This window comes from Arthrobacter sp. Leaf69 (genome assembly GCF_001422645.1).
Taxonomy (GTDB): domain Bacteria; phylum Actinomycetota; class Actinomycetes; order Actinomycetales; family Micrococcaceae; genus Arthrobacter.
Map to the genome: position 1 here is coordinate 472,783 of NZ_LMLR01000013.1, position 16,114 is coordinate 488,896.

At 65.6% G+C, this 16,114-nt stretch carries 17 protein-coding genes; 5 read left to right on the plus strand and 12 right to left on the minus strand.

Going from position 1 to position 16,114, the window contains the following annotated elements; genetic code table 11:
* Positions 1-22: 22 nt before the first annotated feature.
* On the minus strand, positions 23-919 hold the full coding sequence (locus tag ASE96_RS15040; RefSeq protein WP_156367624.1) for an MBL fold metallo-hydrolase: 897 nt from the start codon (positions 917-919) through the stop codon (positions 23-25).
* Positions 916-1,326 (minus strand): winged helix-turn-helix transcriptional regulator, encoded by a 411-nt coding sequence (locus tag ASE96_RS15045; protein ID WP_056432080.1) that lies wholly within the window; start codon positions 1,324-1,326, stop codon positions 916-918. Before ASE96_RS15045 ends, ASE96_RS15040 begins: the two co-directional genes overlap by 4 nt.
* Positions 1,327-1,426: 100 nt before the next feature.
* On the opposite strand from ASE96_RS15045, the gene ASE96_RS15050 reads away from it, so the two are divergent.
* From ASE96_RS15050 to ASE96_RS15070, 5 genes are all read left to right on the plus strand, one after another.
* Positions 1,427-2,428 (plus strand): SDR family oxidoreductase, encoded by a 1,002-nt coding sequence (locus ASE96_RS15050; RefSeq protein WP_082492773.1) that lies wholly within the window; start codon positions 1,427-1,429, stop codon positions 2,426-2,428.
* Positions 2,429-2,680: 252 nt separating this feature from the next.
* The gene (locus ASE96_RS15055) at positions 2,681-3,814 is read left to right on the plus strand and encodes a hypothetical protein (protein ID WP_056432083.1); all 1,134 of its coding nucleotides are present in this window, start codon (positions 2,681-2,683) and stop codon (positions 3,812-3,814) included.
* A gap of 14 nt (positions 3,815-3,828) precedes the next feature.
* Positions 3,829-5,559, plus strand: coding sequence for a SulP family inorganic anion transporter (locus ASE96_RS15060; RefSeq protein WP_056432084.1), 1,731 nt, complete (start codon positions 3,829-3,831; stop codon positions 5,557-5,559).
* A gap of 182 nt (positions 5,560-5,741) precedes the next feature.
* Complete coding sequence (locus ASE96_RS15065; protein WP_442853903.1) at positions 5,742-7,262, plus strand: MFS transporter; 1,521 nt, start codon at positions 5,742-5,744, stop codon at positions 7,260-7,262.
* Positions 7,263-7,456: 194 nt separating this feature from the next.
* Positions 7,457-7,843, plus strand: a complete 387-nt coding sequence (locus tag ASE96_RS15070) for an SHOCT domain-containing protein (protein ID WP_056432086.1) — start codon at positions 7,457-7,459, stop codon at positions 7,841-7,843.
* A gap of 88 nt (positions 7,844-7,931) precedes the next feature.
* On the opposite strand, the gene ASE96_RS15075 is transcribed toward ASE96_RS15070, so the two are convergent.
* From ASE96_RS15075 to ASE96_RS15120, 10 genes are all read right to left on the minus strand, one after another.
* On the minus strand, positions 7,932-8,597 hold the full coding sequence (locus ASE96_RS15075) for a GAP family protein (RefSeq protein WP_156367625.1): 666 nt from the start codon (positions 8,595-8,597) through the stop codon (positions 7,932-7,934).
* A 39-nt stretch (positions 8,598-8,636) separates the two neighbouring features.
* A complete protein-coding gene (locus ASE96_RS15080) occupies positions 8,637-9,791 on the minus strand; it encodes an AI-2E family transporter (RefSeq protein ID WP_056432088.1) in 1,155 nt (384 codons plus the stop codon).
* A gap of 158 nt (positions 9,792-9,949) precedes the next feature.
* Positions 9,950-10,336: an SHOCT domain-containing protein gene (locus ASE96_RS15085; protein ID WP_056432089.1), complete on the minus strand. Its 387-nt coding sequence runs from the start codon at positions 10,334-10,336 to the stop codon at positions 9,950-9,952.
* 96 nt (positions 10,337-10,432) lie between these two features.
* On the minus strand, positions 10,433-10,843 hold the full coding sequence (locus tag ASE96_RS15090; protein ID WP_235500274.1) for a hypothetical protein: 411 nt from the start codon (positions 10,841-10,843) through the stop codon (positions 10,433-10,435).
* Between the two features lie 193 nt (positions 10,844-11,036).
* A complete protein-coding gene (locus ASE96_RS19630; RefSeq protein WP_235500275.1) occupies positions 11,037-11,747 on the minus strand; it encodes a RidA family protein in 711 nt (236 codons plus the stop codon).
* Positions 11,748-12,073: 326 nt separating this feature from the next.
* Positions 12,074-12,733 carry a hypothetical protein gene (locus tag ASE96_RS19635; RefSeq protein ID WP_235500276.1) on the minus strand — a complete coding sequence of 220 codons (660 nt, stop codon included), beginning with the start codon at positions 12,731-12,733 and terminating at the stop codon, positions 12,074-12,076.
* A complete protein-coding gene (locus ASE96_RS15105; RefSeq protein ID WP_056432093.1) occupies positions 12,711-13,607 on the minus strand; it encodes a dihydrodipicolinate synthase family protein in 897 nt (298 codons plus the stop codon). The genes ASE96_RS19635 and ASE96_RS15105 overlap by 23 nt, the downstream gene beginning before the upstream one ends.
* Before the next feature lie 137 nt (positions 13,608-13,744).
* Positions 13,745-14,620, minus strand: coding sequence for an EamA family transporter (locus ASE96_RS15110; protein ID WP_082492785.1), 876 nt, complete (start codon positions 14,618-14,620; stop codon positions 13,745-13,747).
* Between the two features lie 120 nt (positions 14,621-14,740).
* Positions 14,741-15,481: a B3/B4 domain-containing protein gene (locus ASE96_RS15115; RefSeq protein ID WP_056432094.1), complete on the minus strand. Its 741-nt coding sequence runs from the start codon at positions 15,479-15,481 to the stop codon at positions 14,741-14,743.
* Entirely contained in the window at positions 15,474-16,079 is a 606-nt protein-coding gene (locus tag ASE96_RS15120) for a helix-turn-helix domain-containing protein (protein WP_056432247.1), read from the minus strand. The genes ASE96_RS15115 and ASE96_RS15120 overlap by 8 nt, the downstream gene beginning before the upstream one ends.
* Between the last annotated feature and the right edge of the window lie 35 nt (positions 16,080-16,114).

The following is a 16,114-nucleotide window of genomic DNA, read 5'->3' on the forward strand; positions in this document are numbered from 1 at the left end:
TGTCCGGGAATTCCGGACGGCGCTACCGGCCGAAGACCCTGAACAGGAGGAGACGGGCTGACTGGGCCGCGGCCTCCCGCCGGCAGGGCCCGTTCCAGATGATGAAGTTGGCGAACCGGTGGGCCCCGGGGCGGTCTGCGACCCGGGCGGCAGCGTCCCGGACGGTGTGGAGGTCCCGGACCGTCAGCGGGAGGGGGGCCTCGTCAGGGTGCCAGGTCGAGCCGAGCGGAAAATCCCGGAACGGCCGGGTGGACATCTCGATATGGGCGCCAAGGACCACGGCGACAGGATGCGCGGCGCTGAAATCGCAGAGGGTGCGGAGCGACTCCTGAAAGGCCGGAAAGTCCTGTACATAGAGCCGGCCCGGGTAGACGGTGTCACCGGTGAGCAGTATGCCCGTCCCTTCGTCGTAGATGGCGACGGCGGAAGGATGGTGCCCCGGCGTCGGGATGACCTCAAGCACCCGCCCGCCAAGGTCAAAGCGTGCCGCGCCCCGGGGCCAGCTGCCGATCCCGAAGAACGCGGCGACGTCCCCGGCCGAGTGTCCCACCACCCGGGTGTGGGCCCGGTCCGTGAACTGCCCGTCGCCGGCGACATGATCCCCGTGGGCGTGCGAGTGGGCAACGATGAGTTCGTAACCGTCCCGGGGATGCCCCTGCAGCCATTCCTCAATGAGTGTGTCGACGGTGGCCCGAAGCGGAAACCGGGTGGCGTCCGCCGTCGCACCCGTATCCAGGAGGAGGGCGCGCTCCTCACCGAACAGCAGGTAGAGGAACGGCGCTTCGAAGTTGTCCGCGATGCTCTGCCGGAGCAGGACCGTGTTTGGCGCGGCCCGGTGCACCTGGATCGGCGGCGCTGCGCTGCGCCGGCGGGAGCGCATCCCCGGGTACCAGCGCACGTCAAAATCAAGATCCGTCACGGCTCTACTATCGCAGTCACGGCTCCGGCGGATGGCCCGGCGTCGACAATTTCGCTGGCGTGCTCGGCTATCCAGGCCACCAGCGGGAGCAGCACGGACACAAGCTCGCGGCCCCGGTCGGTGAGGCTGTAGTCCACCCTGGGCGGGATCACCGGCTGGGCATCTCGACGGAGGAAACCGTCCCCTTCGAGAGTTTTGAGTGTTTGGGCGAGCATCTTCTCGCTGATGCCTTCCGCCCGGCGTCGAAGCTCGCTCCAACGCTGCGGGCCGTTCCACAGCGCCACCAGGATCAGTACGCCCCACTTGCTGGAGACGTGATCGAGGACCGTACGGCTGGGGCAGTTGGCGGGGAAGATGCCGTCCGCGCCCTGGAGAGCGGACTGGTCAGGTTCGGTACTTACCTTCATGCCAGTACCTTACTTCAAAGTGCGTACTCTCTTTTGGGAAGTAATGCCCTTTCGGTGCCGTTGGCATGGATGTCAGCATCCCCTTGGTGAAAGGACCATCATGACCATCGTTGTCACCGGCGCCACCGGACAGCTCGGACGCCTCGTCGTTGAAGCCCTACTCGATCAGAACGTGCCCGCGGGCCGGATCGTGGCCGCCGGCCGGGACCTGGCCAAGGTCGCGGACCTTGCCGACCGGGGCGTCCAGGTCCGGCAGATCGACTTCCAGGATCCGGCCTCCCTGCGCCGGGCGTTCGCCGGTGCCGGAAAGGTGCTGCTGATCTCCGGCAGTGAGCCCGGGAAACGCGTTGAGCAGCATCAGAACGCCATTACGGCAGCCAAAGATGCCGGCGTCGGGCTGATCACCTACACCAGCATCGCCAACGCCGACCACACGGACATGCAGTTGGCCGCCGAACACCAGGCCACGGAAGAGGCGCTGGTGGCGTCCGGGCTCCCGTTCGCACTGCTCCGCAACGGCTGGTACCTGGAGAATTACACCGACCAGCTGCGCACCTACCTTGAGCATGGCGCCGTACTGGGCAGCGCCGGTGACGGCCGGGTCAGCGCCGCCACCCGCGCCGACTACGCCCGCGCCGCCGCTGCCGTGCTGCTCCGCGACGACCAGGCAGGGAAGGTCTATGAACTCGGGGGCGACACACCGTTCACCCTCAGCGAGCTCGCGGCGGAAGTCGGCGCCGCCGCCGGCCGGACGGTGACATACCAGGACCTGCCCGTCGGACAGTACACGGAGGTCCTAGTGGGTGCCGGGCTGCCGGCGGGCTACGCGGCCATCCTCGCGGACAGCGACCTGGGCATTGCCCGCGGCGAACTACTCGTCACTAGCGGGGACCTCAGCGCCCTTATCGGCCGGCCGGCAACATCCATGCGCGAGGCCGTGGTGGCCGCCGCTGCAAGCCGGCACGAGGGGACAGTCCAAGGGGCCGACGACGGCTGGGGGAGAGAACCCCGGTCTCAGAGGGCTCTCAAGCGTCGCCGGCCCCGTCTCACACCGGACCCCCACGCTCCGGCAAGCAAAGTAGCCGGTCCAACACCCTGCTGAGTTCGGCAGCGGTGCGGACCTATTACTATTCAACACCCTGCGTGCCATATCTGGGAGAGAGACCTGATGTCCACCGCGTGGTTTGGGCGCGAAGGTTTCATCCTTGGCGGGTGACGGCACCCAGCCGAGGTGGTCATAGCGTAGGGGTACTCCGGAATGGAGCAGCCGACGTGGCCCTTCGCCCTAGCAGGATGAAGGGCCGGTGACGGCGGCACTCGATGATCCTCAACCCCCGGGGAAGCGAAGTGAGCCATGTTTGCCCTGAAGAGAAACGCTGCAGTCACCTCAGAATCCCGGGCGCTCGTCATCGGCGGCGCAGGCTTTCTCATCCTCGGCATGATTGCGTTCCTGCTGGTGGGGCGTGAACCTGTTGCGTTGTCCGGACGGGGGTCGGTGGGCGACATCGCTGCGCTCGGGACGGCCGTCCTCGGCGCAGCAGCCGCGGTGATCGGGTCCCGGCAGCGGCAGGCGCATGACGCTCCGCCCGCCCCCGGCGGAGGCCGGACGCGCAACATCATTGACATCTTCGCGCTCGCGCTGGCCCATGCCTGCATCTTCCTGTTCGGCTGGCTGGCGCTGTTCTCAATCTTCCAGCGGGCGTTCGTGGGAGCAGTGCTGTATCCCCTGGCAGCGGCAATCCTCGTCGGGGTCACCGGAGCCATCAGTTCCTACATCGCGTACCTGTCGACAGTCACCATGAACGCCTACCGTCTCGCCGCGCTTCTCGCCGTATTCCTCGTCACGGGTGTCCTGACGAGCATGCTCACCGCAGAAGACCCGCAGTGGTGGCAGGAAAACCTCAGTGCCCTCGGCATGAGCTCCGGCGTCTCCGGGGTGGCGTTCAATCTCACGCTGATCGTCGCCGGCGTTGTGGTCACAACCCTGGCCGGATACTCTACGAGGACGCTCGAAGCGACGGCGAAGACAGCGCCCGCGCGGCGCCGGGTGCGGCACCTGGAAGGCGGCATCGTCCTCATCGGCATCCTCCTCGCCTGTGTGGGGCTGTTTCCGGTCGACGAACAGTTCTGGCTCCACACCGCGGCGGCGTCCGGCATGGTGGTGGTGTTCGGAACCCTGATCGTCCGCATGCGTTCGCTGGTTCCCTCGATCCCGGCGACGTTCAATCTGCTGGGGCTGGTGTTCCTGGCGGTCATCGCCTTCGCCGTGCTGATGTACTTCCCGGTCGGCTACTACAACCTCACCGCCGTGGAGCTCATCGCGGCCTCGCTGGTCTTCGCCTGGCTGATCGTCCTGATCCGCAACCTGGCCGCCGTCGACGCCGACCAGCTCGCCGCCAGCGCGCCGGCCCGCCCCGTGTTCCAACGCACTGATACCGCCGCCCAAACTGCGGCGCCCGGAACGGATAAGACCGCCGCGGACTCCTGATCGGAAGGCGTTAGGTGGAACAAGGCAAGAAGCCGCAGCGAGGGCGCCTGACGGGGTTGCCCATCCTTGGCCAGCTCCGCACCTACAACCGCACGTGGCTGAGGGGCGACCTGATCGCCGGGGTGACTGTCGCGGCGCTGATCGTTCCCAAGAATCTGGGATACGCCGGGATCGCGGGCATCCCGCTGCAAAACGGCCTGTACGCTGCGGCCGCCGGCGCGATCGTGTACGGGGTCCTGGGTTCCTGCCGGCAGATCTCGATGGGCCCCAGCTCAGGACTGGCGGCCGTCGCCGCGAGCGCCGTGCTCGCTGCCGGCATCACCAACGAGCAGGATGTCGCCTCATTTGTCGCGGGCATCACCCTCGCTTCCGGGATCCTGTTCCTACTCCTTGCCGTCCTCAGGATGGGATGGATCGCCCAGTTCCTCTCGCGGGCCGTGGTCACCGGGTTCCTCTTCGGCGCGGCGATCGACGTCGTTATCGGGGAGCTCCCGAAACTGACCGGGACCGACGTCACCGGATCCAATCCGATCCAGGAACTGCGGTCATGGCTTGGGACCCTGGGCGAGGCGCACCTGACCACCGTGCTGGTGGGTGTCATCGCGCTGGCCGTGGTTTTCGGACTGAAGGCGATTGCGCCCACGGTCCCCGGAGCCCTGGTCCTTGTGGTGGGCGGGTTGCTGGCGGCGGCCGTGTTCGATCTTGGCGCCAAGGGGGTGGCCCTGGTAGGTGACGTGCCCAGCGGGCTGCCGTCGCCCGAGATCCCCGACGGTCAGCTGATGTGGGACAACGTGGAAACCGTCGCGCTAGCGGCGGTGGCGCTGGTCCTGATCGGGTTTTCGCAGACGGCGGGGGACGCGCGGGCGTTCGCCGCCAAGCACCGCTACCAGATAGACATCAACCAGGAGTCCATTGCCCAGGCATTTGCCAACATGGCTGCGGGCCTTTTCAAGGGGATGCCCGTCTCGACGAGCCTGTCAGCGAGTTCGCTCAACGACCACTCCGGAGCGAAGACCGGACTGGCCTCCCTCACCTCCGGAGTCACCGTCCTGCTCACACTGCTGTTCCTGGCGCCGCTGTTCTCGATCCTCCCCAAGCCGGTGCTTGCGGCGCTCATCATCGAGGCCGTTGTGATGGGCATGATGAACGTGCCGGAGATGCGGCGGCTGGCCCGGGTGCAAAAGTTTGATTTCTGGATTGCCATCGCAGCCATTGCCGGCACCCTGATCTTCGGAGTGCTGGCGGGAGTCATCATCGGAATCGGGCTTTCGCTCATCTGGCTGGTCGGGGTGGCCACGCACCCGCAGATGCCCGTCCTCGGTCGGGAACGGGGCACCCAGGTCTTCCGCGAAGTGGATGACCACCCCGGTGACGAGGTGATTCCCGGCGTGGCGGTCATCCGGTTCGACGGCGGTCTCTTCTTCGCCACCGCCGACGCGCTGGAGGACCGTCTGCGCGACATCATCCAGTCAACCCACGGGATCACCGGCATCGTGTTGGACTGCGCAGGGATCAACTTCGTCGACTCCCAAGGCACAGCAAAAATGGCGGAAATTGTGAAACTTACGCGCGAGGCCGGCGTCAACCTGCGCCTTGCCCGGCTGAAACCCGCGGTCCGGGCAACCCTGGCCCGGGACGGCGTGATAGAACGCATGGGCGAGGGCATGATCCACGGCAACATCTTCCGGGCCGTGGAGGCCGAACAGTCCGCCGTCGAACGGCGCCGTGAAGACAAGCCTGAATAGGCGGGGGCCGCCCGGCGGCAACCTCATGCCCCGGGAATGATTTGTCCACCACGTGCCATGGCTAGTTTTGGGGGTAGCACGCCCTTCGAGCAGGGAGACGATGGCAGATGAACCCACCCCAAGGCGGCGACACCCAGGCGGAACCGTTCAATAGCAGACTCGCCCTGCTGTTGGCCATGGCGATGTTTGTGCTGGTCGTCGACACCTCGATCATGAATGTCTCGATCTCTGCGGTGGTGCAGGACATCGACTCGACTGTCAGCGGTCTCCAGTCGGCGATCGCGCTCGAGGCGCTGGTCTCCGCCGCCTTCATCTTGATCGGCGGAAAAGTCGGCGACCTGATCGGGCGCAAGCGCGCCTATGTGATCGGGCTCGTCTGCTACGCGGTGGGTGCCATATCCATGACGTTGGCGCAGAGCCTGCTCCCGATCATCATCTTCTGGGCCGTGATCGGCGGGCTTGGTGCCTCGCTCCTGCTGCCGGCCATGCAGTCCCTCATCCACGGAAATTTCGAGGGCGCGGCTCAGAAGCGGGTCTATGCCCTGGTGGGCGCCTCGGCTGCGATTGCCGCCGCAGTGGGGCCCCTGCTCGGCGGGTTTATTACCACGTTCCTGTCCTGGCGCGTCGCCTTTATGCTGGAGGCCGTCATCATTGCGGTGGTGCTGTCCGGCATCAAACTGGTTCATGATGTCCCGTATGTGGGGCCCCGGTCGTTGGATCTCTTCGGGTCACTGCTGTCCATTGTCGGCATGGGCGGGATCGTGCTTGGCATTCTGGTCTGGCAGGAGGGGGGCGAAGCGGTGGGTGCCCTCCTGGCCGTCGGTGCGGTCGGGCTGGGCGGCCTGATCTACTGGCTCGTCAGGCGCAAACGCCAAGGCAAGGCGGCCCTGCTGGATCCGGATTTGTTCCAGTCGAAAGCCTTCCGCTTTGGTGCCACGGGGCAAATGCTTCAGCAGGTCGCGCTCGGCGGCACCATGATCGTGCTGCCCATCTACCTTCAGATGGTGCTCGGATACAACGCCATGCAGGCAGGGTTGTCCATCGCGCCCCTGTCGCTGACCATGTTCGCGGTCGCAATGCTTGCCGGCAAGAGGGCCGGGACGCGCCGTCCTGCCAGTCTTATACGGTGGGGTTTTCTGCTCTTGATCGTGGGCCTGGTAGTGCTTATTCCGATCGTGCCACGCGCGGACTCGGGCTGGTGGCTCCTGGTGCCGCTGATCATTTCGGGATGCGGCCTGGGGCTGCTGGTGTCCCAGCTCAACAACTACACTCTGTCCCCGATTTCCGACGAGCGGGTCAGCGAGGCTGCAAGCGTCAACTCCGCCTCAGGGTCGTTCGGTTTGTCCCTTGGGCTCGCGTTCGCCGGCGGCATCATGTTGGCCTCGCTCTCGACGATCTTTATCGGCATGGCTACGTCCAGCACGGTTCTTGCGCCAGACCAGCAACAGCAGGTCTCGCAGACCCTGGAACAGGACGCGCAGGTGATGAGCGATGCGCAGCTTGAGGAACTCCTTGCCGGCCAAACGGAGGAAGTGAGTGACGAGATCATCCGGATCAACACGGAAGCGCGGCCCCTGGCCCTCCAGATCGCCCTGGTAGTTCCGATCCTGGCCGGCCTGGCCGGGCTGTTCACGTCCTTCCGCATGATGAGACTTCCGGATCCCAAAGCGTCCGGTGCCGGGGAGGGCGCAATTCTGGGGTGACATTTGCAGACCGCAAAGTCCCCTGGATTTCACCCCCGGCGGATGAGGAAGTCACTGGCGCCCGGGACAGAGAATGCTTGTACCTGCCAGTGGTCAGGCTGCCAGTCCACGACCCAGACCTGCAGTTAGTTCCATTCCCACCAAAGGCCGCGTACCCGTACAAAAGCCGCATCAACTGAAAGTAGGGAAGCCACATGAGTTTCTGGGAGAACTTTTGGGATATTTTCTGGTGGTTCATTTATGTCTACGCATTTTTCGCCTTCCTGTTCGCGCTGTTCGTCATCATCAGTGACATATTCCGGGACAAACAGCTAAACGGCTGGTTGAAAGCCGTCTGGCTCGTATTTCTCGCGTTCCTGCCGTTCCTGAGTGTGCTGGTGTACCTCATTGCCCGCGGCAAGGGCTTGACCGAAAGGGCTGCTGAACGGGCACGCCAGAACCGGGAAGCCACCAACGCGTACATACGCGAGGCCGCCGCGGCGAGCCCAACCGAGGAGATTGCCAAAGCCAAGGCACTCCTGGACGCCGGAACCATCAGCCCTGCCGAGTTTGAAAGGATCAAGAGCAGCGTGCTGGTCTGACATCGCAGCAATAACGAAGCAGGAGCGCCCCGGCGATCTTTATCGCCGGGGCGCTCCTGCTTCAGTCACAGCTGGAAGCAGAATTCGTTCACAGCTGGAAGATCGAGTAGCCGATAATGAATATCCCGATTGTCAGTGTTGCGATCGCGGCAATCGTCTGCCCGTTCCGCTGCATCCACGTGTAGAGCGCCGTCAGCGGCACTTCGGCCCGCTCCGGGGACTTCAGCCATACGGCGATCGGCACGACAACGGCTGACTGGGTCACAACGGCGTAGGCGAGGACCAGCAGGATTCCTTGGAACAATGGCGGTTCCCGTACGCTGATCACCGCACCCGCCGCGACGGCGAGCAGGAGAGCCTTGGGGCGCAGGTTCAGGCCCAGGCCCAGGACGACGAACTCCCACTGGCGCGCGGACTGGAACCTCGTTTTGAGTTTCCCGACAACCGCACTGTCCGTCTGACTTCTGTGCCAGAAGAGGTAGATGGCGTAGCCAATGAGCAGAACGCCGACCACCAGGCCAATCTGTGCCAGCAATTCGTCCTGTCTCAGCCTCGGCCGGCCAGGCAGGAGCTGCAGCCCGACGGCCGAAAGGCCGACAACCACGATCGATCCGGCGACACTGCCGATCAGGAAGGGCAGTGCACCGCGGCGTGGATCGGGGGAGAGCAGGATCATGATGGTGATGCTCACGGGCACAGTGCTGATGGCCCCTGCGAGGGCGAACAGCATCAGGCTCGTGACGATGCTCAGCACCTGGCGGTCACCCGGCCTGCACAATCACCCGACGGCATGTCATGCCTTCGGTGTGCTGCCGGTGTCCGGGTTGCCGGAGCCCCGCCGTGCCCGGCGCGCGCGAATCGCATCGTCTTCCTGCTTGAGGATGACCTCGAGGTCCTTCTTGTCACCGGTCAAGGGCCGCCACCACGCGATGGTCGGGTCGGAGTCGAGGAGGATGGTGCGGGAAAGGAGTGTGAGGGGCACTGCGAGGACGGCGCCGACAGGTCCCAGGATGACGGCCCAGAACAGCACCGAGGCGAAGGTTATGGTCTCACTGAGGGCCACCGCATTGCCGACGTACTTAGGCTGGACGATGGACTGAATGACCGTGTTGATCCCGCCGTAGAAGACAATCACGGCGACAACAGTGGGCCACCCGCCGGTGAGGAACCCGAAAAACAGTGGCGGGACGATCGCAATGAAGTAGCCAATGTTCGGAATGAAGCTGCAAATGAAGGAGAGCAAACCCCACAGCAGGGCGCCGGGAACCTGCAGGATGGTCAGGAGGAGCCAGTTAAAGAGTCCCTGGGCTACCCCCAGGACGGTGGTGGCCACCATGTACCGGCGGACTCCGCGCCCAAAGTCGTTGAACGCGGTGACCATGTCCGGCCGGTGGTAATTCAGATGTGTCAGCACGGCCGGCATCCGCGAGCCATCCACCCCCATGAGGATCAGCATCGTCAGGATGACCACCAGGCTGCCCACTATGCTCGTGATGTTTCCCAGGACTCCGCCAAGGAAGCTGATCAGTCGGCCGGGAGTGAACCCCTGCAGAACGGCCTGTGTCTGCTCCGGGCCGAACCCCACTGATTCCAGCAGCGCGGTAACGGAGGCGCCCAGCTGGGCGAGCTCCGGAGCATACTGCGGCAAGAGTGCGGAGAACTGGGCGAGCGAGGCAAAGAGTATAACGGCGAAGCCCGTCAGCAACGCAAAAACTGCTGCGATGGTGGTCCCGGTAGCGATTCCCCGGGGCACTCCGCGCCCCTGCATCCAGCGCCGCAGGGGATGGACGCAGAGAGTGAGGACAAACGCAAAGAAGACGGGGATGACAATTCCCCGCATGGCGGCCAGTCCGAAAGCCACGACAGCCGCGCAGGCCAAGGTGAGCAGGATGATGGCGGAGCGGGGGAGGACAGGACGTGGATACGACTCCGCTGGTTCCGGCCCCATGGAGCCCTCCTTCGTTCGCGTTGGAAATAGTCTAGGGTCGCGGCGGCCCTCCTTAGTAGGGACCGCGCGGCGCCCTCCGCTTCCGGCCGGACCGACCGCTTGTGTCCGCTGCGTTGACGAGGTAATCGTTCAAGGTGATGGCGGCGTCGATGGTGTCTTTAGGTTGTGACCCTGCTCTTGATCCTTTGAAACTCGTCAGGGCTGATGGTTCCGGCGTCCAGGAGGGCCTTGGCCTTGGAGATTTCCTCGGTCGGGCTCGCGGTAGCGACCTCGCGGATATATGAGTCTGCGGCTTCTTGGTCTCGCCGGGCGCGTTTCATGGACCGCTCGGCCATGCCCTTGCCGCGGGCGATCATGTACACCAGCAGCGTCAGGAAGGGTACGAACGCCAGGAAAACGATCCAGACGGCCTTCCACCAGCCGTTCAGCTCGTGGTCACGAAAGATGTCGGCAATGACGATGAACAACGCATAAAGAAAAGCGAAGAGCGCATAGACGACGAAAAACCACCAGAATATGTCCCAAAAGTTTTCCCAGAAACTCATTTTGGCTTCCCTGCTTTCGATTGATGCGGCATTGTCCGTAAACGCAGCCTGGGTTTAATTCAGTTCACCGGCCGGTTTTCCGGGGAGCTCCGGAACTTAGCACTGGACCTCCGTCGCGAGATCGCTCAGGGCGGCCTGGACGTTTGCTGCTTCGTCCCGCAGGGAGGCGGCTGCTTCGGTCAGCGTGGCATCGTCGGGAACGTCGTTGACGGCGGCAGTGAACCGCGCTTCCGCTGATGTAACGGCGTCCACACGTTCTTTGGCCGCACTGCCTGTTGCCGCGACCAGCTCGTCATAGGTCTTCACCACCTGGTCCCGGGCGGCCCGGATCTGGTCCACCGTGGCCCCTGGTTTGAGAGTGTCTTTGAAACTTGTCAGCGCGTCGGCAAAAGCATCGGCAGCGGCGCACGCCGGCGAAACGGACGGTGCCGGGCTGGACGTGCCGGCCGGCGGGCTCGGGGTGCTGCAACCGGCGAGCAGCAAGAGTGCTGCTCCGAGTGCGGACAACCGTACGAGCATTGGGCGTGTTCCCGACATTCAGGGCCCCCTCTCGGAAGGTCATTCTCGTGGCAGCCCAATCACCGCCAGATAACACCATCGTTGGCCTCGAACCTTGGGCGCACCTCACCCGCCGGGGGTGATAAAGGGGCGGGCGGTCGTGGCCGGGGAGTGAGCGTATCGAGGTGAACGTGCGCTTCGATCACCCCACGCGGCGCATCGCCTGCAGTTCGATCTCGACGCGCGCCCTGAGCGGGAGCCCTGCGACGGCGACCGTAGTGCGCGCGGGATACTGGCCGTCGAAATACCTCGCGTACACGGCGTTCATCGCTGCGAAGTCGTCCATGTCGACGAGGAAGACATTGACCTTGACTACATCGCGCCAGCTGCTGCCGGCCGCCTCGAGGACGAGGCCGAGGTTGTCGAAGACGCGTGCCGTCTGCTCCTCGATGCCACCGCTGACCAGCTGACCGGTCTCCGGGTCGATGGGCGTCTGACCCGAGAGGAACAGCAGGCCATTCGGTAGACCGCATGCATGGGAGTAGGGGCCCACGGGCGCCGGGGCGCTCTCGGCCATCACATAGGTCGGTTCCATCGCTGAGGTCCTCTCCATCGGCGGACACGCGCTGCCGGAGCGTACCGGCCGGGGACCCGATGCCACGGCCGTCCGCTCGATGATTTTCAGTCTACTGCCGGCGCGGATGCCGCGAGATCCCAGCCGTCCAGCACCTGCTCGGATCGCAGCACTCACTATGTGGCGTGGTTTTGCCAGCGTTTTTTGGCGTGCGTCTGGTGCGCTCGCCCCGGCGGATCCCGCCGCGATCTTGAGTGCGCCTACCCAGATGAAGATTTGGCCGCGGGCCTCGATGGGTGCGTATTCGCTGCGCGCGGCGAGGGTTGCCGCGAAGAACATTGCGTTTGCGATCCCTGCCAGGCAAAAGGCAATGAGGGAAGTGGGGAATGTCGGAGTCAGCATTACGAGTATCAGCGTTGCAGCGACTAGTGCGGCAAGGGAGCTCATGAGAGGGTCTGCGTCGCTGCGAAGGGGCCGGACCATGAGCGTTGCTGATCCGAGGAGATTTCCTATCCCGTAGGCCGCCACCAGTGTTCCTGCGGCTGCGGCCCCGCCGAGCGCGGGGGCTGTTGCGACGGCGTAGATCGGTAATACCGCGACCGAGAATGCGACGGTCACGGTGAGCCCGAGTGTGCGGCGCAGCGGGCCGCGTTTCCATATGAGTCTCAGTGTTCGTCCGGGCGATGGCACGTCGACTGCCTTGTCGAGTGGCTCTTGCTTGGGGAGTGCGAGGACGGCTCCCGCACCGACGACGGCGGCTCAGGCCAGGACCAGTGTCGCGGTGAGTGCGTCGGCGGCTGCCGCGATCCACGCCACTGCTGCGGGGCCGAGGGTCCGCTAAGCCCGTAGCTTGCGACGTCCCAGCTTTGTGCTCTGCGTTGGCTGCGCTGCTCGGGCCCGGCGATGGAGGGCAGGCGGCTGCTGATTCCGCCGGTGAGCATCGGCCCGAAGATTCCGGAGGCGAAGAGCAGCATGGCTGGCCAGACCGGCCAGGCGATTGGCAGGAGCAGTGCTGCAGCACCGAGCAGCACGCCGTGGAGGACAGCGGAGGATGCGATCACTTTGCGCCCGTCGCGGGCTGTATCGAGGCGTCGTGCGATGAACGGCCCGCACAGGTGGGGCGCTGTGATTGATGCTCCCAGGAGTCCGGCCAGCCAGCCCGGCATCCCGCAGGCGTGGGCGAGCAGCACGATGGCGACTACTGCACCGCCGTCGGCGCTGCGAACCAAGGTTGCGGCGAAGACGTAGCGGACCAGCGCCCCGGCCCGGCGGTCCTTCCTGGGTGGAACGCCGAGGCCGGCGCTACGGGGTGAGGCCGAGCTCATCGACAATCCTGGACACACGGGCACGCTGCTTCCCGGTTAGTCCTTGGAGGGGAAGCGGCAGGCACGATGGTGATGCCAGTCCGAGCTGTTCCGCTAGTGCCGCAACGACACGGATGCTCCCGCCAAGTTCGGCAAATAACTGCCACAACGGTGCAAGCCGTTCGGACTCGGCGGAGGCTTCGGAGACCCGCCCTTCCAGGGCGGCCCTGGTGATCCGCATCGCCAGGGCGGGCATAGTGCCGCCGATGACCGAGTACCAGGCATCGCACCCGGCGGCCAGTCCCGCGGCGGCCTTGGCGTCACCGGAAACTCCGATGGTCACGTGCGCAGGGACGGCTGCCCGGATTTCCTGAACCCGCACCTTTGCCTGCTCCGGATCGGCCGGGACGCCCGGGATTTTGATGGAAGCGATACCGGGCAGTTCCGCGATGCGTCCGTAAAGCTCGTTCGTGAACGTGAAATGGGTGGTGCCCGGGTTGTCATAGACGATGACGGGCAGCGACGAGCCCGCGGTGACGGTCCGGAACAGTTCGAACACGTCATCTTCGGTCAGGGGCTGATAGGTCATCGGAGCAAGCAGCAGCCCGGAAGCTCCCGCCTGTTCCGCCTTTTCAGCGTTCGCGAGGACGTGTGAGGTCCGCAAGGCACCGACACCAATGAACACCGGTGTTTGGCCGGCGTGTTCGACGGCGAGACGGGCCACACGGCTTCGTTCCTCGCTGCTCAGGTAGGCATACGAGCCGGTGGAACCGAGTGCGGTGATGGAGTCGACCTTCGCCTCCGTGAGCCGTTCGACCAGGCGCACGAAGGCATGCTCGTCAACAGCATCATCGGCCAGAGGGGTCAGGGGGAAGGCGCTCAAGCCGGTGAACATGGGTATAACTCCTTTGTTTGAATCACGGTGAAGCAAAGCCTGCGGCGCATGCTGCTGGGCGGGCGGGTGAGCTGCGGGCACCTGCGGGCACCTGTGGGCAGGGAATCCTCCCGCAGCGACAGTTGTGGCGGACGCGCCTATTTGGAGGACTGTTGCCTACTTTGGTCCTTGGCCGACGAGGTCGGGGTCGGTGCGGGCGCCGGCGTGTTCGCGGAGTGCGGCTGCCGTCGGCCACCGCGCTGCGCGGCGGCGCCGGCAAGGACGACGAGCGTGATGCCGCCGAATTGGGTGAGCGAGGGCTGCTGGTGCAGCACGAGAAGCCCGAGTAGCACGCCGATGGCGGGTTCGAGGGCCATCAGGGTGCCGAACGCGGTTGGCGTCATCCGGCGCAGGGCGAGCATCTCGAGCGCCATTGGCAGGACCGGCATCAGGACGGCCAGCCCGAAGGCGGCGGCGAGGATACCAAGGTTGAGGTGTCCGGTGGACTGCGGGATGCCCGCGATAGCTGCCGTGGCAGCGGCGACGGGGATGGTGAGTGAGAGTGCGCCGATGCCCGTAAAGCGGTCGCCAATCCGCTGGGTGAGCACAATGTAGACGGCCCACCCGACGGCCGCGAGGCCCGCGAAGCCGATACCGGCGAGGTTGATCTCTCCGGCCCAGGGTTCGGTCAGCAGGACGACCCCGAGCAGCGCCAGGGCCGGCCAGATAAGCGCCTGCCCGCTGTGGCTGCGCACGGCCGCGACGGTCAGCGGACCGAGGAACTCGATCGCGACGGCGGTGCCGAGCGGGATACGTTCGATGGAGGCGAGGAAAGCGATGGTCATCAGTCCGGTGGCGACGCCCAGCCCCAGAAGCACGGGCACGTCGGGGCGGCGCAGCGCGCGCAATGGAGGCCGGGCAACGGCCAGAAAGACGAGCGCCCCCACGCTGAGCCTGAGCCAGGCGGTTCCGGCCGGCCCCACCGCCGCAATCAAATCCACTGACAGGGCCGAACTCAGCTGGACCGAGAGCATGGCGGCCACGGCCAGCCCCCACGGCGGCAGGGGAACATCTATGGGGGTGCGCTGGCTCACGGCTGGCCCTTTCGGGCCTGCCGGTCAGCGATCGCGCGTAGCCGGGAGTGGATGAGCATGTCAGTGTCCTTCATCGCTGATTGTGCCGGCGGATATCAGGCGGCGGGCGGCCCTGACGTCGGGACCGAGCCGGGTCAGCCGGACGGTCAGGTCCTCGGCTGCTGCGTGGAGTGCCGCGTCGGTCAGGGGTTCGAGTGCGTCGAGGATGAACAGCGCGGAGGTGGTGTGCTCGCCGAGCTGGGTGCGGCGTGCCTGGCGCCAGTTCCAGCGCCGGCAGGTGACGCCGGCGTCATCGCACCACACCACCTCGCCGGGTTCCGGGTGTTCGATCACCGCGGCGCCGGCGGCGGCGGTATCGAAGGGCTCCTCGCCGGTGGCGCAGACCAGCCGCGGCGCACCGCTGTAGCGGGTCAGATCCTCCCCGCCCAGCGGGATCTGGTGGAGCACCGAGACTGCGTTATAGAGATCGGTGAGACGGTTCACCCGGGGTAAGCCGGACGCCGCACGGCGCACCAGTGCCTCCAGGCTGTTGCGAGTGCGGTTCGGTTTGGCGCCGAAGCCCTGGTACGCCTCACGCCACGCAGCCACGTGCGGGAGCTGCTCGACCGGCCGGTCACTGACCAGCGCCCGGGCCGCGGATTCCGCCGCCCGCAGCAGTTCCTCACCGGCCGGGTCGCTCGGGCCCGGGACGAGTCCGTCAACGGCCAGCAGCAGCGCACGGTAGTCGGGCCGCAGCGCGAACACGGCGGCGTCAACCCGGCCGCCGTCTAGAAATTCCTGCAGCAGGCCCGGCTTACGCACCGGAGACCTCCGGCCGGCGTCCTGTCCCCACGCCCGGTTCGAAGACGGCCAGGGAGAACCTGGCCGATTCCGTTCCCGGATTCGTGTAGGAGTGTGCCACGTCGCCTGGGAACGTCACTGCGTCGCCTGCATCGAGGGTGACCGGTTGGCCTGCGACCTCGACGGTGACCGTGCCCTGCTGGACCTGCAAGAGCTCTTTGGTGCCCGATGTGTGGGCCTCGCTCACATGGTGGTCCCCAGGGCCCAGGGTCCAGTCCCAGAGTTCCACCACGTCCGGCGGCTCGGTGCCAGCCACCAACACCCCGCGGCCCCCGGACTCACCGCTCCACAAAGTGGCGCCCTCACCACTGCGCGTGACTTTCACAGGCCTCGACCGAGGTGGCTCGACCAACGCCGGCAGCCCCACACCCAGGGCGTCACTGATCCTCAGCAAGGTTCCCACGCTGGGATTCGCGGCACCCTGCTCCACATTGACTACCATCCTGCGGCTTACCCCCGCAGACTCCGCCAGCTGATCCAGCGTCCAGCCTCGCGTTAGCCGCTCCTGCTTAACCCGGGAGCCGATGGCCAGCGCCAGGCTCGTTGTACCTTCATCCATAAGTGCAGCATACTGCACTTTTAGTGCATCGTACT